Annotated in this window: 19 protein-coding genes; 9 read left to right on the top strand and 10 right to left on the bottom strand. The window is 65.1% G+C overall.

The features are described 5' to 3' along the window. Positions 1–18: 18 nt before the first annotated feature. Both RND78_RS15055 and RND78_RS15050 read right to left on the bottom strand, forming a co-directional pair. Positions 19–1,392 carry a HAMP domain-containing sensor histidine kinase gene (locus RND78_RS15055; RefSeq protein WP_312729880.1) on the bottom strand — a complete coding sequence of 458 codons (1,374 nt, stop codon included), beginning with the start codon at positions 1,390–1,392 and terminating at the stop codon, positions 19–21. After that, positions 1,370–2,047 (bottom strand): response regulator transcription factor, encoded by a 678-nt coding sequence (locus tag RND78_RS15050; RefSeq protein WP_312729878.1) that lies wholly within the window; start codon positions 2,045–2,047, stop codon positions 1,370–1,372. The genes RND78_RS15055 and RND78_RS15050 overlap by 23 nt, the downstream gene beginning before the upstream one ends. Positions 2,048–2,198: 151 nt before the next feature. On the opposite strand from RND78_RS15050, the gene RND78_RS15045 reads away from it, so the two are divergent. Then, the gene (locus RND78_RS15045; RefSeq protein WP_312729876.1) at positions 2,199–2,984 is read left to right on the top strand and encodes a substrate-binding domain-containing protein; all 786 of its coding nucleotides are present in this window, start codon (positions 2,199–2,201) and stop codon (positions 2,982–2,984) included. A gap of 42 nt (positions 2,985–3,026) precedes the next feature. On the opposite strand, the gene RND78_RS15040 is transcribed toward RND78_RS15045, so the two are convergent. The 4 genes from RND78_RS15040 to RND78_RS15025 form a co-directional block, all read right to left on the bottom strand. After that, positions 3,027–4,280 (bottom strand): OprD family porin, encoded by a 1,254-nt coding sequence (locus RND78_RS15040; protein ID WP_312729875.1) that lies wholly within the window; start codon positions 4,278–4,280, stop codon positions 3,027–3,029. Positions 4,281–4,356: 76 nt separating this feature from the next. Further along, positions 4,357–5,670: a citrate:proton symporter gene (locus tag RND78_RS15035; protein ID WP_312729874.1), complete on the bottom strand. Its 1,314-nt coding sequence runs from the start codon at positions 5,668–5,670 to the stop codon at positions 4,357–4,359. A 114-nt stretch (positions 5,671–5,784) separates the two neighbouring features. Continuing rightward, positions 5,785–7,095 carry a C4-dicarboxylate transporter DctA gene (dctA, locus tag RND78_RS15030; protein ID WP_312729873.1) on the bottom strand — a complete coding sequence of 437 codons (1,311 nt, stop codon included), beginning with the start codon at positions 7,093–7,095 and terminating at the stop codon, positions 5,785–5,787. Between the two features lie 200 nt (positions 7,096–7,295). Further along, positions 7,296–8,375 carry a 4-oxalomesaconate tautomerase gene (locus RND78_RS15025; protein ID WP_312729872.1) on the bottom strand — a complete coding sequence of 360 codons (1,080 nt, stop codon included), beginning with the start codon at positions 8,373–8,375 and terminating at the stop codon, positions 7,296–7,298. A 146-nt stretch (positions 8,376–8,521) separates the two neighbouring features. On the opposite strand from RND78_RS15025, the gene RND78_RS15020 reads away from it, so the two are divergent. From RND78_RS15020 to RND78_RS15000, 5 genes are all read left to right on the top strand, one after another. Beyond that, entirely contained in the window at positions 8,522–9,421 is a 900-nt protein-coding gene (locus tag RND78_RS15020) for a LysR family transcriptional regulator (RefSeq protein ID WP_312729870.1), read from the top strand. A gap of 141 nt (positions 9,422–9,562) precedes the next feature. Continuing rightward, on the top strand, positions 9,563–10,477 hold the full coding sequence (locus RND78_RS15015) for a ubiquinol oxidase subunit II (RefSeq protein ID WP_312729868.1): 915 nt from the start codon (positions 9,563–9,565) through the stop codon (positions 10,475–10,477). 22 nt (positions 10,478–10,499) lie between these two features. Then, a complete protein-coding gene (locus RND78_RS15010) occupies positions 10,500–12,533 on the top strand; it encodes a cbb3-type cytochrome c oxidase subunit I (protein ID WP_409457058.1) in 2,034 nt (677 codons plus the stop codon). After that, complete coding sequence (locus RND78_RS15005; protein WP_312729866.1) at positions 12,530–13,159, top strand: cytochrome c oxidase subunit 3; 630 nt, start codon at positions 12,530–12,532, stop codon at positions 13,157–13,159. The genes RND78_RS15010 and RND78_RS15005 overlap by 4 nt, the downstream gene beginning before the upstream one ends. Next, complete coding sequence (locus tag RND78_RS15000) at positions 13,156–13,464, top strand: cytochrome C oxidase subunit IV family protein (protein ID WP_312729865.1); 309 nt, start codon at positions 13,156–13,158, stop codon at positions 13,462–13,464. Before RND78_RS15005 ends, RND78_RS15000 begins: the two co-directional genes overlap by 4 nt. Before the next feature lie 134 nt (positions 13,465–13,598). On the opposite strand, the gene RND78_RS14995 is transcribed toward RND78_RS15000, so the two are convergent. Together RND78_RS14995 and RND78_RS14990 are read right to left on the bottom strand one after the other, a co-directional pair. Further along, complete coding sequence (locus tag RND78_RS14995) at positions 13,599–14,894, bottom strand: sorbosone dehydrogenase family protein (protein WP_312729864.1); 1,296 nt, start codon at positions 14,892–14,894, stop codon at positions 13,599–13,601. After that, positions 14,891–15,319 (bottom strand): DUF2231 domain-containing protein, encoded by a 429-nt coding sequence (locus tag RND78_RS14990; RefSeq protein WP_312729862.1) that lies wholly within the window; start codon positions 15,317–15,319, stop codon positions 14,891–14,893. The genes RND78_RS14995 and RND78_RS14990 overlap by 4 nt, the downstream gene beginning before the upstream one ends. Positions 15,320–15,511: 192 nt before the next feature. Here RND78_RS14990 and RND78_RS14985 point away from each other — a divergent pair, with 192 nt between their 5' ends. Beyond that, on the top strand, positions 15,512–16,636 hold the full coding sequence (locus RND78_RS14985; protein WP_312729860.1) for an MFS transporter: 1,125 nt from the start codon (positions 15,512–15,514) through the stop codon (positions 16,634–16,636). Between the two features lie 23 nt (positions 16,637–16,659). On the opposite strand, the gene RND78_RS14980 is transcribed toward RND78_RS14985, so the two are convergent. Both RND78_RS14980 and RND78_RS14975 read right to left on the bottom strand, forming a co-directional pair. Continuing rightward, a complete protein-coding gene (locus tag RND78_RS14980) occupies positions 16,660–17,982 on the bottom strand; it encodes a M20/M25/M40 family metallo-hydrolase (protein WP_312729858.1) in 1,323 nt (440 codons plus the stop codon). Positions 17,983–18,227: 245 nt separating this feature from the next. After that, positions 18,228–19,406, bottom strand: a complete 1,179-nt coding sequence (locus tag RND78_RS14975; RefSeq protein ID WP_312729856.1) for an AAA family ATPase — start codon at positions 19,404–19,406, stop codon at positions 18,228–18,230. A 1,003-nt stretch (positions 19,407–20,409) separates the two neighbouring features. Between RND78_RS14975 and RND78_RS14970 the strand changes: the two genes are divergently transcribed. Further along, on the top strand, positions 20,410–21,159 hold the full coding sequence (locus RND78_RS14970; RefSeq protein ID WP_312729854.1) for a hypothetical protein: 750 nt from the start codon (positions 20,410–20,412) through the stop codon (positions 21,157–21,159). Between the two features lie 227 nt (positions 21,160–21,386). Beyond that, on the top strand, positions 21,387–21,659 hold a 273-nt coding region (locus RND78_RS14965), incomplete at its 3' end, for a DegT/DnrJ/EryC1/StrS family aminotransferase (RefSeq protein ID WP_312729852.1).

Here is a 21,659-nt window from a genome sequence, read left to right as displayed (position 1 = left end):
AATTTAGGCGCCGTCGCCTCAGGCGCCGCTGGCGATGACCACCCGGGCGCCCATCGGCTCCGCCCCTTCGATGCTCAGGCTGAAGCCATGCAAGCGCACGATGGCGGCGACCAGCGACAGCCCCAGGCCGTAGCCGGGCTGCTGGCGGCTGGCATCGCCGCGATAGAGCCGGCGCAGCACGCTCTCGCGCTCGGCTTCGGGGATACCGGGGCCGTCGTCGATGACCTCGATGCGCAGCCCGGCCCCGACGGCGCTGGCGACCAGGCGCACCCGGCCGCCTACCGGGGCGAACTTGACGGCATTGTCCAGCAGGTTGACCAGCGCCTCGAACAGCAACTCCGCGTCGCCCTGCACCGCCGGCAGGTCAGCGGCCAGTTCCAGGGTCAGGGTCTGGGCCTTTTCCTGGGCCATGGGCTCATAGAACTCATGGGCCTGGCGCAACAGCGCGGCCAGGCCCAGCGGGGCGAAGGCCATGCGCCGCCGGGTGTCCTCCAGCTCGGAGATGCGCAGCAGTCCCTGGAAGCGCGACATGATGGCCTCGGTCTCGGCCAGCGCCTCGCCCAGGCTCTCGGCCTGGGGGTCGGCCAGCGGCAGTTGCTGCAGCTGGTGCAACCGCGCGCGCAGCCGCGTCAGCGGGGTGCGCAGGTCATGGGCGATACCATCGCACACCCCCTTCACCTCGTGCATCGAGCGCTCCAGCTGGGCCAGGGTGGTGTTGACCGCATCGGCCAGCATGTCCAGCTCGTCGTGGCGCGGTGACAGCGGCAGTCGCTCTTCCAGGTGGCCGGCGACGATGAGTTCCAGGCTGCTCTGCAGCCGCTCTACCCGCCGCAAGGGTCGCCGACGCAGCAGGTGCCAGCCGATCAGGCCCGGGATCAGGGTCAGCGACAGGCCCCAGAACAGCGCCTGGCCGATGATGCCGCCCACCGCCGAGATGGAGCCGCCGTCGCGGGCCAGCACCAGCAGGCGACCGTTCGGACGGCGTTGCAGGAAGGCATGGCTGCTGCGGGTTTCGTCCAGGGCATCGGTGGTCTTCAGGCCACGCTGCAGATAGTGCACCCGGCCGTCGTCCGGCAGGCTGCGCAAGAGCTTCACCAGGTTGCCGGCGAGGTAGCGGCCGTCGGCCTCGAACAGGCCGTAGGCGTCGATGCCGGGCATGGAATAGACCTCGCTGGCCTGCAGCTCGCCCAGCAGGTCGGCGTCCGCGACCTTGCCGTAGTAGTGCGCCCGTTGCAGCAGGGTGCGCTCCGCCACGGCGCCCAGATAGCCGGAGATCTGCCAGTAGAGCACCCCGGTGAACACCGCGCCCCAGGCCGCGAAGAACAGCGCATAGAGGGCCAGCAGGCGGCTACTGCCCGAACGCCAGCGCCTAGTCCGGGACGACGAGGACATAACCCGCTCCCCGTACCGTATGCACCAGCGGCCGCCCGGCCCGTTCGATCTTGCGTCTCAGGCGGCCCATGTGGACATCGATGATGTTGGTGCCCGGATCGAAGTGATAGCCCCAGACCTGTTCGAACAGCATGGTGCGGGTCACCAGTTGCCCGGCGTTGCGCATCAGGTAGGTGAGGATCTTGAATTCGGTGGGCAGCAGGACGATGGCCTCGCCAGCGCGGGTCAGGGTGTTGTCGATGAGGTCGAGGGTCAGCTCGCCCACCCGCAACTGGTGGCTGGCGGACTGGGCCGCGGGCCGCCGCAGCAGGGCCTCCAGGCGTGCCACCATCTCCACCAGGGAAAAGGGCTTGGTCAGGTAGTCGTCACCGCCGCATCTCAGGCCGCGGACCCGCTCGTCCACGTCGGACAGGGCACTGAGCATCAGCACCGGGGTGGCGATGCCGAGGCCGCGCAGGGTACTGACGATGGTCAGGCCGTCGAAGTCCGGCAACATGCGGTCGAGGGTGATGATGTCGTGGCCGCCGGCGATGGCGGCAGCCAGGCCGTCGCGTCCGGTGCTTTCCCAGCGCACCTGGTAGTCCTGCGCGCGCAGGGCGCTGGCGATGGACTGGGCGGTCACCTCATCGTCCTCGATGACCAAAGCCTGGGTCATGGTTGCCTCTCGATCTCGTCCCCGGTTCAGCGGACCGCACACCCTAGGGAAAACCCCAGGGTCGGTAAACTAAATTTTTTTTCATCCGGACTCACGCGCCAAGCCCGCGCGCGAGGTCTATCGTCGGTCTTTTCCATCGAGAGTCTCTGCCATGTTCCGACGTCTACCCTCCCTCGCCCTGGGCGCCCTGCTGCTGGCCTCCACCACCCCGCTGCTCGCTGCGCAGCCTACCACCCTCACCATCCTGAGCTCGGGCGGCATCATGGGCGCCATCCGCGAGGTGGCTCCAGCCTACGAGAAGGCCACCGGGGTGAAACTCGAGATCGCTGCCGCGCCGTCCATGGGCGATACGCCCCAGGCCATCCCCAATCGCCTGGCGCGCAAGGAGCCGGCCGACGTGGTGCTGATGGTGGGCTCGGCACTGGACAAGCTGATCGCCGATGGGCAGGCGGTGAAGGACAGCCGCGTCGACCTGGGGCAGTCGTTCATCGCCCTGGCGGTGCGCAAGGGTGCGCCCAAGCCGGACATCTCCACCATGGACGCCTTCAAGAAGACCCTGGAGAACGCCCAGTCGGTGGCCTATTCCGACAGCGCCAGCGGGGTCTACCTGTCGCGCGTGCTCTTTCCGCGCCTGCAGCTCGGCGAGGCCTTCAACGCCAAGGCGCGCATGATCCCCGCCGTGCCCGTCGGCGAGGTGGTGGCTCGTGGCGAAGCCCAGCTGGGCTTCCAGCAGCTGAGCGAACTCAAGCCCGTGCAAGGCATCGACATCGTCGGCCTGATTCCCGACCAGGCGCAGAAGATGACCCTCTATTCCGGCGCCGTGGTCAGCCGCAGCCAGCATCCTGACGCCGCCCGCGCCCTGCTCAAGTACCTGGCCTCCAAGGACGCCGCCAAGGCCATCGAGGACAGCGGCCTCAAGCCCATTCCCGCCCAGTGAGCCCGACGGGGGCGCCCGCACGGCGCCCCTCCTCCCCTGGCGCTACCAGAGCGCCAGGTCGTAGGTCAGGTACAGGCGATTGCTGTCCCGGCCGCGGGCGAAGTCGGCGCGATAGACATAGTTGCGCAGCTTGACGCCAAAGCCCTTGAGCGAGCCCTTGGGCACCACGTAGGCCAGCTCCACGTCGCGCTCCCACTCGTGCAGGCCTTCGCTGCCGGAGCGGCCGTTGTCGCCACTGATGTAGCGCGTCATGAAGGTCAACCCGGGCAGCCCTACCGCCTTGAAGTCGTAGGCGTAGCTGAGCAGCCAGCTCTTCTCGTCTTCCTCGATGAATTTGCCGATGCCGACGTTGCCGAAGGAATAGACGGTAGCGCCACTGATGTAGGGCAGGCCCGCGTCCCCACTGAGCTTCTGCAGCCCAGCACCGACCGTATGGCCGCTGTGGGTGTAGGTCAGTTGGCCGCTGAGCATGGCGTTGTCGATCTTTCCCGCGTAGGCCGCGCCCGTGTCGCGACTCTTGAAGTAGCGCAGGTCGCTGGTCAGCACGCCCCCCGCCAGCGGCAGGTCATGCTGGATGCCGGCGAAATCCTGGCGATAGAAGTTGTTCAGCTCACCGTGGAAGTAGCTGAGCCTCAGGGTCTTGCTGAGCTGGTACTCGGCACCGCCGTAGCTGAAATTGCCGGACTGACCGCCGCTGTAGCCGTCGGGAAAGAGGCCGTTGCTGTCGGTGGAATCGCGCAGCTTGAAGCGGTCGAGGTGGGTCAGGGTCAGCGTCAGGCCCTGGATGTCGTCGCTGGTGACCTGGGTGCCCTGGTAGGTCTGGGGTAGCAGGCGGGCATCGTTGTAGACCAGCACAGGGGTCTTGGGCAGCAGGGTGCCGTGCTTGACCACCGTCTTGCCCAGCCGGACCTTGGCGGTGGCGCCGAAGGAACTGGCCTCCGCCGCCGCCCGCCCGTCACTGTGCACTGGCAGCAGCCCGGTACCGCTGCGGCCGCGCCCGGAATCCAGGCGCAGCCCGAGCAGGCCGAGGGCGTCCAGGCCGAAGCCAAGGGTGCCCTGGGTGAAACCCGAGCGATAGTCCAGCAGGAACCCCTGGGCCCATTCGGTGCGTTCGCTCTTCGCCGTAGCGGCAGCACGAGCGCTCAGGCCCTGTTCATCACGGAAATTCTCGTTGAAGTAGACGTTGCGCAGTTGCAGCTTGAGCTTACTGTCTTCGAGGAAGCCGGCGGCGTCGGCGAAGGGCACGCAGGCGCACAGGGCGGCGCAACCCGCGCCACTCTTGAGGAGTCGGGACATTGGAATTCTCTTGTTGTTGTCGAAGCGAGGTCGCTGGGGAGCCGGCACGCAAGCGCGGACCGTTTCCCCAGGCGAATCAAACGAAGAAAGAGATGGCGCCGGTGAGCAAGGCGATGGCGGTGATGACCAGGGAGGTCAGCACCGCCCATTTGACGGTGGCCTTCTGGAAGTCACCGATGTCGCGGTCGACCATGCCCACCAGCAACAGGGTGGAGGCCACCAGCGGACTCATCAGGTGCACCGGCTGACCAAGCACCGAGGCGCGGGCGATCTCCACCGGGTCGATGCCATAGGCCGCCGCGGCATTGGCCAGGATGGGCACCACGCCGAAGTAGTAGGCATCGTTGGACAGCACGAAGGTCAGCGGCATGCTGGTGATGGCCACCACCAGCGGGAACCAGTGGCCCCAGGCCGGTGGAATCCAGTCCACCAGCGTCTGCGCCAGGGCGTCGACCATCTTGGTGCCGGAAAAGATGCCGGCGAAGATGCCCGCGGCGAACACCAGCAGCACCACGGTCATGGCATTGCCCGAGTGTGCCAGGATGCGTTCCTTCTGCAGCTCCAATTGCGGATAGTTGATCATCAGCGCCAGCACGAAGCCGATCATGAACAGGATGGCCGCGTGCATCACGCCCATGACCAGGGCGGTCATCACCGCGATCACCAGCACCAGGTTGACGTAGGCCAGGCGTGGCCGCTTGGTCGGCGAATCACCGAGGATCTCTTCGATATAGCACTTGCCGCCATTGGCCCCACCGCTCGCCAGGCTGATGTTGCCGATGCGGGCGCGCTCGCGGCGGCCGAGCAGGAAGGCGGTGAACACCACCCAGGCCGCCCCGCCGATCACCGTGGGCAGCATGGGAATGAAATAGGCCGTGGCATCCAGGCCCAAGGCGGCGATGGCGCGGGTCGCCGGACCGCCCCAGGGACTCATGCCACTCATGATGCTCAGCGAGAGCATGGACACCGTCGCCAGCACCATGGGGTCCATGCCGATGCGCTTGTACAGCGGCAGCATGGCGGCGCAGGTGATCATGTAGGTGGTGGTGCCGTCACCGTCCAGGGCGACCAGTAGCGAGAGCAGCGCCGTGCCGATGGCGATCTTCACCGGATCGCCGTTGACTCGCTTGAGGATCTTGCGGATCAACGGGTCGAACAGCCCGGCGTCGATCATCAGGCCGAAGAAGAGGATGGCGAACAGCAGCAGGGCCGCCGAGGGCGCCACCATCTTCAGGCCGTCGAGCATCATCTTGCCGGTGGTGGGCGCGAAGCCGCCGATGACGGCGAAGACGATGGGCACCACGGTGAGCGCCACGATGGGCGACAGACGTTTGCTCATGATCAGGTAGGTGAAGGTCACCACCATGATCAAACCGAGGAGTGCGAGCATGAGCGTATCCCTTGTTCTTGTTGTGGGTCTGGCCAGACGCGGGCCAGCCGATCCCCTCCTCCGGCCAGCTGACGACGCGGAGGTGGGGCTACAGCGGTGGAGGGGTTGGCGCGATCAGGCGTGGGGACGCACGTCCGGCGCGGCCCAGTCGGCATCGGGCATGGCCAGGGGTTCGGCCTTGCCGCTGGCCAGGGCGCGCAGCAGTTGCTCCCGGTCGCAGGCACCTTCGGACAGCGAGATCACCACGGTGGCCACGGCGTTGCTGGCCAGGCTGGTCAGGGCGCGGGCCTCGGACATGAAGCGGTCGATGCCGATGAGCAGCGCCAGGCCGGCGAGGGGAATGTCGTGGATCACGGTGAGGGTCGAGGCCAGGGCGACGAAGCCGCTGCCGGTGACCCCGGCCGCGCCCTTGGAGGACAGCAGCATGATCGCCAGCATGGTCAGGGTCTGGCCGACGGTCAGGTCGATGTTGCAGGCCTGGGCGATGAAGATGGCCGCCAGCGACAGGTAGATGGCGGTGCCGTCCAGGTTGAAGGAGTAACCGGTGGGCAACACCAGGCCGACCACGCCCTTCTTGCAACCCAGGCCTTCGAGCTTCTGCAGCATGCGCGGCAGCACCGGCTCGGTGGACGAGGTGCCCAGCACCACCAGGAATTCCTCGCGGAAGTAGCGCAGCAGCCGCCACAGGCTGAAACCACGCGAGCGACACAGCGCGCCCAGCACCACGAAGACGAAGAAGGCGCAGGCGATGTAGAGGGTGGCGATCAGCTTGGCCAGGGAGCCCAGCGAGGTGATGCCGTACTGGCCGACGGTGAAGGCCAGCGCTCCGAAGGCCCCCACCGGCGCGAAGCGCATCAGGTAGCCGAAGATGCGGAAGACCATCTGCGACGCCGATTCCAGCACGTTCAGCACCGGCTTGCCGCGCTCGCCCATGGACGACAGGGCGAAGCCGCAGAGCACGGCGATGAACAGCACCGGCAGCACCTCACCCTTGTTGAACGCCCCCATGAAGGTGTCGGGGATGATGTGCAGGAAGAAGTCGACCACGCTGAGCTTGGCCGCCGAGGCGGTGTACTGGGCGATGCCGGCGGTGCTCAGGGTCGCCGGGTCTATGTTCATGCCCGCACCCGGTTGGAACAGATAGACCGCGCCGAGGCCGATGAACAGGCTGATGACGGTGAGCACCAGGAACAACAGCAGCGTCTTGCCCATCAGCCGACCCAGGCTGCTCTTGTCGGTCATGCCGGCGATACCGGTGACGATGGTGCAGAACACCACCGGGGCGATCATCATCTTGATCAGCTTGATGAAGGCGTCACCCAGGGGCTTGAGCGCCACCGCCTGTTGCGCCCAGAAGTGACCGACCAACACCCCGAGCACCACGGCGCAGAGGATCTGGAAATACAGCGATTTGGCGAGTTTCATGAGGCATCACCCTTTATTGAAGTTGTGTGGATGCGCTGGTGGGGGTGGATTCTTAGAGCCTGTTCATAATCTCGCGAGCTAGAGCCAAACAAGGCGAAAAGGGCTGAGGAAGCGGAGTTTACGAGTGGTAAATGAGCATTCCGAAGCCCTTTTCAACGCGGTTTGGCCGACGCGCAGCAGATTCTGAACAGGCTCTTGCGTCAGCCGGCGAGCCTCCGCGCGACGGGCGCATAGACATGGCCGGAGAATAGCCGGCGGGCGGTGCGGACCACCGACGCCTGGATGGTAGTGCCGTCCGCGCCGCCGCGCGACAGGACGACGTCGATGCCGCCGCTGGGATGCTCGAGGCGCACCCGGGTCAGGTCCGCCGCGCCCTCGCCCAGCAGCGCCATTACCACGGTGCCCGGGGTGACGCAGGCGGTGGCCAGGCCGATGGAGCCGGTGATGGCCAGGGACCGATGGCAATTGTGCGGCATGAAGTAGCGCACCTGCAGGGTGCCGCCGTGCTGCGGCCGGGAGACCAGTACCGGCTTGGGAATCACCTTGCCGCTGACATCGCCCAGGCCCATGGCCCGGCCGGCCTGCAGGCGCAGGGCTTCCAAGCGCGCCAGCAACGCCGCGTTGGCGTCCAGCTCGGCCGGCCGCTCGCTGCCGGTCACCCCCAGGTGACGGGCCTCGACGATCATCATCGGCATGGCCATGTCGATGCAGGTCACCGGAACGCCGTCGAAGACATCGGTGGCCTGGCCGGTGGGAAACAGCTGGCCGGTCTTGCTGCCCACGGCGTCGAGAAAGGTCAGCTGCACCGGCGCCGCGGTACCGGGTACGCCGTCGATGGCGGTGTCGCCCTCGTAGCGCACCTGGCCACCGGGCGTCTGCACCAGGGAGTCGACGAAGCTATTGGTATTCAGGTTGCGGATGCGTACCAGGGTCTGGCCATCCCGGGCCGGGACCACACCCTGCTCCACCGCGAAGGGGCCGACGGCACAGAGCATGTTGCCGCAATTGGGCGCGGTGTCGACGCGGCGCTCGGCGACCATCACCTGTACGAACAGGTAGTCCACGTCGGCAGCGGGATGGCTGGAGGGGCTGATGATGGCGACCTTGCTGGTCTGGGGGCTGCCGCCACCGATGCCGTCGATTTCCAGCTCGTGGCCGGCACCCATGAGGTCGATCAGCATCTCGTCGCGCTGGACGGGATCGCTGGGCAGGTCGCTGGCATGGAAGAAGGGGCCCTTGGAGGTACCGCCCCGCATGAGAACGCACGGAATACGTTGCATGACTGCTGACTCTTGTTGATCAATAGCGGTTATTGATGTTCTGGAGACAAGATTGGCAGCCCTGGATAAATCTATCCAATGCAAATATCGTCGCCATTATTCCATCTGAATGATCAATAACCGAGTCACCTGGGCGGGAGCCTGTCATGGATTACGAGCTGCAAGACATCCGATCTTTCGTGAAGATCGCCGAACTAGGTAGTTTCCATGAGGCCGCCGATGCGCTGCACCTTTCCCAACCCGCCCTCAGTCGGCGCATCAAGAAACTGGAAGACGGCCTCGGCACGCCGCTGCTCGAACGCACCACTCGTCGGGTCGGGCTCACCAGCGTGGGCCGCGATTTCCTGCCCAAGGCACGGCGGCTGCTGGACGATTTCGAGGACTCCATCCTCAGCATCCGCGAACTGGCCGAGCGCCAGACCGGCCAGGTCACCCTCGCCTGCATCCCCACCGCAGCCTTCTATTTCCTGCCCTCGGTGATCCGCCAGTACAACGAGCACTACCCCAAGATCCGCATCCGCCTGCTCGACCTCAGCGCCAACGATGGCCTGGAAGCCGTGCTGCGCGGCGAAGCCGACTTCGGTATCAACATGCTCAGCGGCCAGCACCCGGACATCGAATTCGTGCCCCTGGTACAGGAGCAATTCGTGCTGGCCTGCCGTCGCGACCACGACCTGGCCGGGCGCGCGTCGGTCAGCTGGGCCGAACTGGTCGAGCATCGCCTGATCGGCGTAGGCCGCCTCAGCGGCAACCGGGTGCTGCTCGACCATGCCCTCTCCGCCCGCGGCATCCGGCCCAAGTGGTTCTACGAGGTGCAGCACCTGTCCACCTCGCTGGGCATGGTGGAAGCCGGCCTGGGCGTCTCGGCCATGCCCAGCCTGGCCATGCCGGACGCCGATCACCCGACCCTGATCAGCGTGCCCCTCACCGACCCGGAGGTGACCCGCACCCTGGGCCTGGTCTCGCGCCGCGGCGCCTCGCTGTCGCCCGCCGCCGAGAAATTCGTCGCCATCCTGCTCGGGCAATGGAAAACCGAGCCGAGCTGACAAACCGCCTAAACATGCGTGCCAGAGCGCCTGAACGCGGCGATATCGACTTGCCGCGCTAGCCAAAGGCCAGCAAGTCGTGAACGTCCGCGGCTTACCTGGGGTCTGTTGGCTGCAATAACTGGTTACGGTCAGAGCCCCATGCCCTTCGCGAGCCTCTCGCCATCCCTCGGTATCCGCCGTGCGCCACGTTGCGGCTACCTGCTGCCGCTGCTCTTGCTGGGCGGTTGCTCGCCGCTGCAGCACGGCTTTCTCGCCCCGGCGGGTCTCGCCGCCAGTGGCGAACGCGATCTGCTGCTATGGATCGTCGGCCTGACGCTGGTGGTGGTCTTGCCGGTGATCCTGCTCACGCCGCTGATCGTCTGGCGCTACCGCCACGGCAACGACCGCGCCGCCTACCGTCCGCGCTGGGAGTTCTCCTGGCTGCTGGATATCTTCGCCTGGGGCGTACCGGCGCTGATCGTCGCGGTGCTATCGGTACTGGTCTGGACCCGCACCCACAGCCTCGACCCCTATCGCTCGCCGACGCCAGGCGAGCGGCCGCTGGAAGTCCAGGTGATCGGCCTGGATTGGAAGTGGCTGTTTCTCTATCCCGAACAGGGTATCGCCAGCGTCAACGAACTGGTCCTGCCCGCCGGGCGCCCGGTGCGGTTGACCCTCACCAGCGATACCGTGATGCAGTCCCTGCTGCTGCCCCGCCTCGGTGGCCAGATCTACGCCATGGCCGGCATGCAGACCCAGCGCTTCCTGCAGATTCCGGCGCCCGGCCAGTTCGAGGGCCGCAACGCCCAGTACAGCGGCGAGGGCTTCCAGGACCAACATTTCCCGATCCGGGTGCTGGATGCGGCGGACTTCCAGGCCTGGACCCAGACCGTCGCCCAAACCCGTGCGGCCCTGGACTGCGCCCATTACCAGGTACTGGCCCGCCCCGGCACCCTGGAGCAGGCCACCCAGTGGCGCCTGACCCAACCCGCCCTCTTCGCCTGGGTCCTGGCGCGCTATCGCCAGGACCCGGTGCCCGCCTGCGACACCTTCCAGGGAGCCACCCATGACTGAATCCTCGGCCCTCTGGCACCTGCTGTTCGGCCGCCTGGGCTACGACGCCCTACCCTTCTACAGCCTGATCGCCACCTGCGGCGCCAGCGTGGTGGTCCTCGGCGCCCTCGCTACGGCCGGGGTGATCACCTGGCTCGGCAAATGGCGCTACCTCTGGCAGGAGTGGTTCACCAGCCTGGACCACAAGCGCATCGGCATCATGTATGTGGTGCTGGCGCTGGTGATGTTCAGCCGCGGCGTGGTGGAAGGGGTGATGATGCGCACCCAGCAGGCCCTGGCCATCGATGCGCCGGGCTACCTGCCGCCCGAGCATTTCGGCCAGCTGTTCAGCACCCACGGCACCATCATGGTGTTCTTCGTCGCCATGCCCTTTCTCACCGGGCTGATCAACTTCGTCATGCCGCTGCAGATCGGCGCCCGCGATGTGCGCTTTCCGCTGCTCAACGCCATCAGCCTCTGGCTGACCGTGGCCGGTGCCGCCCTGGTGATGGTCTCGCTGGTGCTGGGACGCTTTTCCACCGGTGGCTGGAGCGGCTATCCGCCCTATACCGGCGCCGAATACCAGCCCGGCGTCGGCCCCGACTACTGGATCTGGGCGCTGACCCTGAGCTCCATCGGCAGCACCCTCACCGGCCTCAACTTCGCCGTCACCCTCTACAAGGAAAGAGCGCCGGGCATGCGCCTGTTCCAGATGTCGCTGTTCAGCTGGACAGCGCTATGCACCAGCATCCTGATGATCTTCGCCATGCCGCCGCTGACCGTGGCCACCCTGCTGCTGGCCCTGGACCGCTACCTGGACTTCCACTTCTTCACCAATACCCAGGGCGGCAACCTGATGAACTACATCAACCTGTTCTGGCTGTTCGGCCACCCGGAGGTGTACATCCTGATCCTGCCGGCCTTCGGGGTGTTTTCCGAGGTCTTCGCCACCTTTTCCACCAAGCGTCTTTATGGCTACCACTCGCTGGTCTGGGCCACCCTGGTGATCGCCGTGCTGTCCTTCACCGTGTGGCTGCACCACTTCTTCACCATGGGCCAGAGCCCCAGGATCAACGCCGCCTTCGGCATCGCCACCATGCTCATCGGCATTCCCACCGGGGTGAAGATCTACGACTGGATGGCGACCCTGTTCCGCGGCCGCATCCGCCTGACCACCCCGCTGATCTACGCGGTCATGTTCATCATGCTGTTCGTCATCGGCGGCCTCACCGGCATCACCCTGGCCACGCCGCCAGTGGACTACCAGGTGCACAACACCGTCTACCTGGTCGCCCACTTCCACAACATGCTGATCCCGGGAATGCTGTTCGGCATGCTGGCCGGCTACCACTTCTGGTTTCCCAAGGCCTTTGGCTTTCGCCTCGACGAGCGCTGGGGCCGCATCGCCGCGCTGAATTTCGGCCTGGGCTTCATCCTCGCCTTCATGCCCCTGTATGTGCTGGGCGTCTCCGGTCTGCCGCGGCGCAGCCAGGCCATCCACAACCCCGATTTCGCCCCGCTGCTGTGGGTCGCCGAACTCGGCGCGGTGGTGCTGCTGGCCGCCCTGGGCAGCCTGGTGATTCAGCTGGTGGTGAGCATTCGTCGCCGCGACAGTGCCCGGGTGCCGGCGGGTGATCCCTGGAACGGCCGTACCCTGGAATGGGCGGTCGCAGCGCCGCCGCCAGAATACAACTTCGCCGTGCCGCTGCCGATCAACGACCGCGATCCCTTCACCTGGCTCAAGGAACAGGGCCTGGCCTACGCCCGGCCGCGCACCTATGCCGACATCGTCTTGCCGAAGAACAGCGCCGTGCCGGCCATCGTCGGGGCAGCCGGCTTCGCCTGCGCCTTCGGCCTGGTCTGGCACATCGGCTGGCTGGCCGTGCTCGGCCTGGTGGTGGCCTGGGGCGCGGTGATCGCCCGCAGCTTCCAGCGCGATACCGAGCGGCTGATCTCGGCGGCCGAGATCCGGCGCGAACACGAGGCCTGGCTAGACCTGGTCGCCGCGATTCGCGCGGTCAACCGCAACGAGGAAACCAGCCCGGCCAACCGTGGCTTGGCGGAGATGGGCCCATGAGTCCGCGCGATATGAATCATGCCGGCCTCAACGTCGGCGCCACCGACCATGCCACCCACGCCGAGGCCGAATACTCGCTGTTCGGCTTCTGGATCTTCCTGATGAGCGACGCCCTGGTGTTCGCGCTGCTGTTCGCCATCTACGCGACGCTGCAGCACGCCACCGCCGGCGGCCCGCTCGCCCGGGACGTCTTCGAGATCGGCAGTATCACCCTGCAGACCCTGGTGCTACTGGCCAGCAGCTTCACCTACGGCCTGGCGTCCCTGGCGATGAAATACCATGAGGGTCGCCTGCGCCCCCTGGTGACCTGGCTGCTGGTGACCCTGGCCCTGGGCCTGGTCTTTCTCGGCCTGGAGGTACACGACTTCCTCGGCATGGCGGACCAGGGCGCCCTGCCCCAGCGCAGCGCCTTTCTCTCGGCCTTCTTCGCCCTGGTGGGCATGCACGGGGTGCACGTCGCCAGCGGCTGCCTGTGGCTGGTGGTGATGCTGGTGCAGCTCAGGGTGTTCGGCCTGGATACGCCGGTGAAGACCCGACTGATGCGCCTGGGCCTGTTCTGGCACTTTCTCGATATCGTCTGGGTCGCCATCCTCTCGGTGGTCTACCTGCAGGGGCTGTTGCCATGAAGCGTAACGACTATCGCCGCGAACTGGCGAGCTATGTGATCGGCCTGGTGCTGGCGGTGACGCTGAGCCTGATCCCCATCGGCCTGGTGCTGTTCCCGAGCTGGCCGCGCGGGACCACCCTGGGCGTCATCTTCGGCCTGGGGCTGCTGCAGATCCTGGTGCACCTGCGCTGCTTTCTGCATATCAGCCTGGGTCGCTCGCACCGCCACGACCTCTATCTGCTGCTGTTCACCAGCCTGATCCTGGTGCTGATGGTGGTGGGCAGCCTGGTGGTGCTGGGTGATCTGCAGCACCGCATGCATTGATCGGCTTGCCGCCCAGGTGCGCGGCAAACCGATCTCTTTGCACCTTAGAACCTGTTCACGATCTCGCGAGCTAGAAACAAACAAGGCATTTTCAACGCCGTTTGGCCGACGCGCAGCAGATCGTGAAAAGGTTCTTACTGGGTGCGCGTCACCCGCCAGACGGTATTGGCCAGGTCGTCGGCGATGATGACGCCGCCACGTTGGTCCACCGCCACCCCGACCGGTCGGCCGCGGGTCTTGCCGTCGTCGCCAAAGAATCCGGTGGCGAAGTCGATGGGCTCACCCACCGGCCGCCCCTGCTGGAAGGGCACGAAGACTACCCGGTAGCCCACCGGCTTGTCACGGTTCCAACTGCCGTGCTCGCCGACGAAGACGCCGTCGGTGAACTGCCCGCCTACCGCCGCGGTGGAAAAGCTCAGGCCCAGGGCGGCGACGTGGGAGCCCAGGCTGTAGTCGGGCTTGATGGCGGCGGCGACCTTGGCCGGATCCTGCGGCTGGGCGCGGGTGTCGACGTTCTGCCCCCAGTAGCTGTAGGGCCAGCCATAGAAGCCGCCCTCGCGGATGGAGGTCAGGTAATCCGGCACCAGGTCCGGGCCGATTTCGTCGCGCTCGTTGGCCACCGCCCACAGTTGGCCGCTGTCGGGCTGGATAGCCAGGGCGGTGGGATTGCGCACCCCGGTTGCATAGCTCTTGTGCGCGCCGCTCTGGGCATCGATTTGCCAGATCACCGCGCGGTCCACCTCGACATCCATGCCGCGCTCGCCGACGTTGCTGTTGGAGCCTATCCCCACATAGAGATAGCGACCATCGGCGCTCGCGGCGAGGGACTTGGTCCAGTGGTGATTGATCGCCGCCGGCAGATCGACCAGCTTGTCCGGCGCGCCGCTGGCCTGGGTCTGGCCGTCCTGGTAGGGAAAGCTCACCAGGGCGTCCTGGTTGGCCACGTAGATCCGGCCATTGGCGAAGGCCAGGCCGTAGGGCGCGTTGAGGTTCTCGGCAAACACCGTCTTGAGTTCGTAGGTGCCGTCGCCGTCGGCGTCACGCAACAGGGTCAGGCGGTTGCCGCCTTTCACCTGGGTATTGCCCTGGGCCTTGATGTAGCCGGCGATGACGTCCTTGGGCTTGAGCTTGGGCGCGCTGCCACCGCGACCCTCGGCCACCAGGATGTCGCCATTGGGCAGCACCAGCATCTGCCGCGGAATGCGCAGATCGGTGGCGATGGCGGTGATGGTGTAGCCCTGCGGCACGGTGGGCACGCGATCGCCCCAGGGCGCCGGCTCGGCGATCTTCATGCTCGGCAGCAAGCCACGTTGGGGTTCCGGCAGCTTCGGATCGGGACCGCGGGCCTGGGTGTCGGCGCCGCCTTCATTGCCGCAGGCGCTCAGCAGGACGGCCAGACCAAGGACGCTCAAGACTTTGGGAGTGCTCATCGAACCACCTCCGAACGCAGGTTGGAGAGGCCGATCCAGGCCGCCACCAGGCTCAGCGCCGTGACGATAACCGACAGGATCAACCCGGCGGGCATCACCGCCCAGGCATCCTTGGCATGTTCGAAGGCATTGACCAGGCCCAGCACCCAGGCCAGCAGCAGCAACAGGAAATAGGCGGCCGGTCGCCGGCCTCTGAAGCGAGCACCGAAGAGATTCCCCAGGGCGAACAGCAGGGCCAGGCCGGACAGCAACAGGGCGCCGGCGATCAGCCAGGCGGCGAAATTGGCCCACTGGATCTGGTAGGTCTGGTAGTAGGCAATGTCACTGAGCAGCCCGCCGATGAACAGCGGGACGGAGCCCGCCAGCAGCAGCGCGTGCAGCGGGCCGGGCCTGACGGGATGGTAATGGTGGGCAGCTACGGTCACTGACGACTCCTTTTCATGACGGGACGGTGCAGGGCCGGGCAGCCACTGCGCAGCGCAAGACGCACTGAAAAGGATCGCGCGCGTGCCGGGTTAGTTCAGCCGTTTCGCCTGGCGGACACCTCTTGCAAAAGACTGGCTGGCGGTCGGGCCATTCGTGATAAAAAGTCAGTTTTATTACAAGACAGCTTGCCCATGGTCAGCATCCATCCCGTCGACCGCGACTCCCGGCGGGCGGCGATCGTTCTCGCGCTTTGCTTGCCCAGCGACGTCCTGCTCTATCTCATCCTGCCGATGAATGCCGAGGCCTTCGGTATCGGCCTGACCGAAGCCGGCGTACTGCTCGCCGCCAATCGCCTGGTGCGCATCTTTGGCTACCGCTACGTGGTACACGGCTATGCCCGCTTCGGCGACCGCCACAGCCTCATGCTCGCCGCCGGGGTAGCGGCGCTTTGTGCCCTGGGCAACGCGACACTTTCGGGCTTCTGGTTGCTGATCCTGCTACGGCTGGCCTGGGGCCTGTGCTTCGCGGTGTTCAACCTCTCCACCCAGGTACTGGCCACCGCCGAGCCAGGCGGCGCCGCACGCCGCTCGGGTACCTCCCGCGCCCTGATCGCCATCGGCCCCATGCTGGCGCTGCCCCTGGGCGCCTGGGTCACCCTGCACTTCGGTCCGCGGTTGATCTTCCTCCTGCTCGCCGGCTTCTGCCTGATGGGCCTGCTGGTGGCCAGCCGGCTGCCGACGCAGCCCCATCGACTCGCCAGCACGGGGCGGCGTTTCCAGTGGCCCGATCGTATCGCCATCTGGTCCTTCATCGAGGGCGTGGCCCTGGATGGCCTGTTCATCTTCGGTCTCTCGGTCTTCGCCCAAGCCGCCCTCGGTGGCAACGCGGTACTGATCGCCGGGCTGCTGATGGCCCTGCGCTACGCCTCGGAGATGAGCCTGAGTCCCCTGGGTGGCTGGGCCGCCGAGCGATACGGCGCGGCGACCATGCTGGTGACCTTTTCTGCCCTCACGGCCCTCGCACTGAGCGCCTTCGGCTGGCACTGGTTGGTGCTGGGTGCCGGCGGTGTGCTGATTCTGCGGGCGCTGCAGCTGCCGCTGGTGGTGACCCTCGTGGCGGCGCGTCATCCTGGCCAGGCACGAGTGCAGGCGCTGGCCGCCAATGCCGTCTGGCGCGACGTGGGAGCGGGCCTCGGTCCATTGCTGGCGGGCATCCTGCTGCCGCTGCTCTCACCCGCCTGGGTCTATCCGCTCGCCGGTCTCGCCATCCTGGCCAGTGCCCTGGCCTGTTGGCAGATCGCGCGGACGCCGGCGTAGATACCAGCGCCGCGCGTTCCGGACTAGCGCTTGACCGGCAACACCGGCTCGCTGACACCCTTGAGGCCGACCAGGGTCAGACTGGTCAGCAGCACGTTCTGCGGGCCCTGGTAGGCATTGACCGGCTTGTACCACTCCGCCAGCGAGTGGGCGCTGCCGCCCTCCCCGCCACCGCTGATGGTCATGGCCGGCACCCCCAGGGCCATGGCGGTGTTGGAATCGGTACTACCACCACTGAGGGTCACCTTGGCGCCGCCGGTGACTGCGGCGATGGCGCGCTGCGCCGTCTGCACCATGGGCGAATCCTCCGGCGTGCCACCGGCTGGACGATCGCCGATCAGCTTGATGTCCACCGAGATCTGGTCGGTATCCCAACGCTGGTTCTCCTCCTTCACCGCTTCCTGTACCAACCCGAGGATGTCCTTTTCCTCGGCCAACAGCGCGGCCTCCTCGTTGGATCTCATGTCCAGGGTCAGCCGCGCCTCGGCGGCGATGGCATTGACCGAGGTGCCGCCCTGCACCGTGCCCACGGTAAAGGTGGTCTTGGGCTCCTTGGGCGGCCGTACCTCGGCGATCTTGGCAATGGCGCGACCCATGGCATGGATGGCGCTGGGCCGCCCGAATTCACCGAAGCTGTGGCCACCCGGGCCCTTGAAGGTGATCTCATAGCGATGGCTGCCGGTGCCGCGATTGACCACCCGGCGCACGTCGATGCCATCCACCGAGATGAAGCCGTCGATGCCCTGACGATCCTTGAACAGCGCCTTCACCCCGCGCAGATTGCCCAGCTCTTCCTCACCCACGGTGCCGACGAAAATCAGGTCACCCACCGTCTCGATACCACTCTTGTTCAAGGCACCGATCACCGACAGCAACGCGGCCAGGCCCCGGGCGTCATCGCCGATGCCGGGGCCGAAGGTCTTGCCGTCCTGCTCCTTGAGCGCAAGGTCCGTCCCCTCGGGAAACACCGTATCCAGGTGCGCCGAGACCACCAACTGCGGCCCCTGGCCACTGCCCTTGCGGGTCGCGATCACATAGCCTTCCGGGGCTATGCTGGCGTCCTTGAGGCCCAGTTCCTGGAAGCGCTTGAGGTAATACTCGGCCCGCACCTTTTCCTTGAACGGCGGTGCCGGAATCTGGGCGATCTGCTTCTGTTCCTCGAAGGTACGACCATCGTCGGCGCGCAGCGCCTCCAGCGCCTTGGTCACCCGGGCATCGCCCTGGACCGCGGCAAAGGCGCCCTCCACGCCAGGTGCGGCGGCCAGTGGCAACGCCAGGGAGGCGGTCGCCGCCGTGAGGAGAATTGCGGAAAAGCGGTTGGCCAAAGCCGAACGAGCAAAAGACATCTGACACTCCCCTTGCCTAGGTGATATTCCGAGCGAGCACAATCGTCAGACGAATGCGCAACCTCTTGACGCTAGGTGGCGGCAGGCGAATCGTCAAAAGTCGGGCCGTAACGAGATGTGGCGGGGGCTCGGGCAGGGATGATGTCCGCAGCGGCCTGTCCAGGCGCAGGGCCCACCCTCTGTTTTTTAGAAAAATCCCGACATTAAAAACCTCGTAGAGAAAGCCAAGGGACGGCCTTGCAACCTCAAACCGGCCAGCGCCAGGCAGGTCCGTCCAACAGGCCGTTCTGGCCCGCGATCCGGGTCTCGCCAAGGCTTTTCTCCAGTGACAGGGATTGGCAATGGGGTATCCGCTCGAGGGCCGCCACCAGGCGATTGGAATGGGAAATGATCCAGACCTGGCAGCGCCTGGACGCCACCGCGACCAGCTCGGCCAGGGCCGGCAGCAGGTCGGGATGCAGACTGGTCTCGGGTTCGTTCAACACCAGCAATCCGGGAGGACGAGGCGTCAAGAGCGCCGCCGCCAACAGCAGGAATCTCAGGGTGCCATCCGACAGTTCGGCGGCTTGCAGCGGGCGCAGTATCCCGGCCTGCTGCAGACTCAAGGTGAACAGCCCTGCCTCAACCCTGATCGATAACTGGGAGCCGGGAAAGGCCTGCTCGATCGCCGCATCCAGGGCCTGTGGATCGCCGATCTCCCTGATGGTCTGCAGGGCTGCGGCCAGGTCTCTGCCTTCCGCATCCAGCACCAGGGTTCGCGTCCCCACTTGCGCCTGGCGGGCAGGTGCCAGGGGATCGGTACGGAAATGATCATAGAATCGCCAGTCCGCCAGGCCGTGGCGTAGATAGCCGATTTCCGGACAATCCGCCGCCCCTCGGGTCTCGAATAAGCTATCGAAAGGGGCCATCCCATCGGTCAGCGTGCGCCAGGCATGCGCCTCGCGAACCTGCACGAGGGGCCCTTTGCGTCTGACCAGCTCACTGGCCGGACGATGAATACCACCGGCCCAGATCAGCTCCTCCTTGATCTCCGGGTCACTGGCGAACAAGGTCGGGCGGTCGCGGCTCTCGCCACTGGTAGGCGAAGGCAGGCCAAGCGCAACCGCATAACTGAAGTCGTCGGCGGCGAAGCCTAGGCGCAGGCGGCGCAGCTTGTTGCGGTGCTGTCCCTGGACAGGCACCTCCTGGCGCTGGTGGCGCCGCGATACCTCGGCGGGTCCCGCCCAGAAGCACGACTCCAAGCCGCCTTCGCGGGCCAAGGCACTGATCATCCCACCCTGGGCCACCTGGGCGAGTAGGCGCAAGGCCTTGTAGAGATTCGACTTGCCACTGCCGTTGGCGCCCGTCACCACGGTCAGCTGGCCCAACGGCAGCTGCAGCGCATGCAGCGAACGGTAGTTCTCTATCGCCAAGGTATGCAGCATCGAGACCTCCAGCGCATGGGTGTGTCATGGGCGACCAGCGAGTCGTTCCGTCGCGGACTTCCTCGGCCGACGGCCAGCAGTGAATCGCGAACCTAGAATTCAGGCAACCACCCTACTCCCTCGTGCCACCTTGAACCGCCCGACCAACGCCCGGAATTCCATACCGCTACTCGCGGGCAGCTAGTGCTTGCCGATGGTCATCGCGGGCCTGCCTTTGAAAATTACGGCATTCTGGCTGAGGGCTTACCCCCCCCCCCGCTGAGGAATTCAAGCAGCCTGTAAACCAGTGGTTTTGTTACCAAATATTCCGAATATCCATTATTCACCAGAGTGCGGCCTTGGTCGCAGGCACCCAAAGACGAGTCGCGCCGCGACACTCACCAGGCGCGAACACTCTTTCCAGCGTTTTCTGCTCCTTCACTGATATCGCCATACAATCGAACCCGGCTAACAGGGCACGAGCACGACGCCTGATAATCATTTTCATCAAATCAAGTGGTCGAGACCCTACTGCGAAGGATGGTCTAGCCTGAAAACGGGGATCAGTGGTTTCATCCAGTAGTCTTGCTAGAGCTGAAGTGGTGGGATACTCAACCCAATTAAAAACTCAATACCTAATTAATACTTATAGAGTGGCGCCGATTTTGAAGTTCGACAGCGTGAAAGAAGACAACAGCACCTATGACAGGACAAAGGATTGCCTTTTGATCAATATCAATGAAAAGACCGAACTACTCTACTGGTCAAAAAATTAGGCGTCTCTACCACGGTACTCGAGACCTTAATCCAGGATGTCGGCACCAAGGTCGACGTCATAAAAAAGCGCCTGGCCGAGCGACGATGATGTAGCAGGAGGCGATTCCAGTGGCCGGAATCGCCATGACAAAAATCTGCGCGTTAGCTTTTTTTCATGAAGGCATGACTATTTTTTGACAATCCAAGCGAGATGATGCGCGCCTCGCCGGCCACTCCGTCCGGCGCCCTTTTCAAGCGTACCTCGCGAATGAACAAGCTACCCCAAATCACCCTGGCCTTCTGGGTCATGAAGATCTGTGCAACGACCTTGGGCGAAACGGCGGGCGACCTCGTTTCGATGACCCTGAACGTCGGCTACGCCTTGAGCTCCGTCATTCTCCTCGCCTTTTTCATCGCGACCCTGCTGGGCCAACTTTCCGTACGCCGGTACCATCCGGCGCTCTACTGGACGGTTATCCTCTCGACCAGCGTCGCGGGCACTACCCTGTCCGACTTCATGGATCGCACCCTGGGCCTGGGTTACGCGACCGGCTCGGCTATCTTGATCGCGATCTTGGCAAGCATCTTCTGTCTTTGGTACCTCAGTGAAAGAAGTCTTTCCGTGAGTGCCATCACCAGCCACCGAGCCGAGTTGTTCTATTGGTTCGCCATCCTCTTTTCAAACACCCTGGGTACCGCACTGGGGGATTACCTGGCCGACGATTCAGGCTTGGGATTTGCCGGTGGCGCGTTACTTATCGGCAGCCTCATTGCGCTGATGGCGATACTTCACTATGCAACCAAAGTTTCTTCGGTATTGATCTTCTGGATTGCCTTTGTCTTGACTCGCCCTTTCGGCGCCACCCTGGGCGATGTTCTCACCAAGCCGCACGATCACGGCGGACTGGATTTCGGAACAATCGGCTCCTCGCTGGTATTGCTGACCATTCTGTTGGCACTGGTGGGCTACGCCTCGATGAAAGATCGAGCCGCCCCTATCAAGAACCTGTCGCCCTAGTGTTGGGCCAGGATGGGAGGGGTGCCCTTTAGCCAGAGGTGCCGGTAGACAACTGCCGCTCTTAATCACAGGGCAGCACAGATAATGTCAGCCTCACTATTTTTGAATCTGCCTTTAAACCGAGTGTGGCGACATCGTTGGAAAGTTATGAAATTCACGCCAACGTGGCGTTTCGTTGAACGTCTACTAAGCTCACTCGGATAGACTTTTTCAAGGGATGCGATGTTATGACAGGTAGGCTTCAAGGTTCTGAACACATCAATACCGATCTACCCTTCCTGCCTTTTTCTCGTCCCAGTATCGGGCCCGAAGAAGTTGCCGCCGTGAGTGAAGCCCTCACCTCCGGCTGGATCACCACCGGGCCCAAGGCGAATGCGTTGGAAGAGCGCTTCGCCGCCTCGGTGGGCGCCGCCCATGCCGTGGCCCTGTGCTCCGCCACCGCGGCCATGCACGTGACCCTGCTGGCGCTGGACATCGGCCCGGGCGACGAGGTGATCACC

The sequence above is a fragment of the Pseudomonas oryzihabitans genome (assembly GCF_032027545.1).
Taxonomy (GTDB): domain Bacteria; phylum Pseudomonadota; class Gammaproteobacteria; order Pseudomonadales; family Pseudomonadaceae; genus Chryseomonas; species Chryseomonas oryzihabitans_F.
This window is presented reverse-complemented; position numbering and strand designations above follow the sequence as displayed.

Coding starts and splice junctions, on each gene's coding strand:
- RND78_RS15055 (WP_312729880.1), bottom strand. CDS start 1,392: ATGTCCTCGTCGTCCCGGACTAGGCGCTGGCGTTCGGGCAGTAGCCGC.
- RND78_RS15050 (WP_312729878.1), bottom strand. CDS start 2,047: ATGACCCAGGCTTTGGTCATCGAGGACGATGAGGTGACCGCCCAGTCC.
- RND78_RS15045 (WP_312729876.1), top strand. CDS start 2,199: ATGTTCCGACGTCTACCCTCCCTCGCCCTGGGCGCCCTGCTGCTGGCC.
- RND78_RS15040 (WP_312729875.1), bottom strand. CDS start 4,280: ATGTCCCGACTCCTCAAGAGTGGCGCGGGTTGCGCCGCCCTGTGCGCC.
- RND78_RS15035 (WP_312729874.1), bottom strand. CDS start 5,670: ATGCTCGCACTCCTCGGTTTGATCATGGTGGTGACCTTCACCTACCTG.
- dctA (WP_312729873.1), bottom strand. CDS start 7,095: ATGAAACTCGCCAAATCGCTGTATTTCCAGATCCTCTGCGCCGTGGTG.
- RND78_RS15025 (WP_312729872.1), bottom strand. CDS start 8,375: ATGCAACGTATTCCGTGCGTTCTCATGCGGGGCGGTACCTCCAAGGGC.
- RND78_RS15020 (WP_312729870.1), top strand. CDS start 8,522: ATGGATTACGAGCTGCAAGACATCCGATCTTTCGTGAAGATCGCCGAA.
- RND78_RS15015 (WP_312729868.1), top strand. CDS start 9,563: ATGCCCTTCGCGAGCCTCTCGCCATCCCTCGGTATCCGCCGTGCGCCA.
- RND78_RS15005 (WP_312729866.1), top strand. CDS start 12,530: ATGAGTCCGCGCGATATGAATCATGCCGGCCTCAACGTCGGCGCCACC.
- RND78_RS15000 (WP_312729865.1), top strand. CDS start 13,156: ATGAAGCGTAACGACTATCGCCGCGAACTGGCGAGCTATGTGATCGGC.
- RND78_RS14995 (WP_312729864.1), bottom strand. CDS start 14,894: ATGAGCACTCCCAAAGTCTTGAGCGTCCTTGGTCTGGCCGTCCTGCTG.
- RND78_RS14985 (WP_312729860.1), top strand. CDS start 15,512: ATGGTCAGCATCCATCCCGTCGACCGCGACTCCCGGCGGGCGGCGATC.
- RND78_RS14980 (WP_312729858.1), bottom strand. CDS start 17,982: ATGTCTTTTGCTCGTTCGGCTTTGGCCAACCGCTTTTCCGCAATTCTC.
- RND78_RS14975 (WP_312729856.1), bottom strand. CDS start 19,406: ATGCTGCATACCTTGGCGATAGAGAACTACCGTTCGCTGCATGCGCTG.
- RND78_RS14970 (WP_312729854.1), top strand. CDS start 20,410: ATGAACAAGCTACCCCAAATCACCCTGGCCTTCTGGGTCATGAAGATC.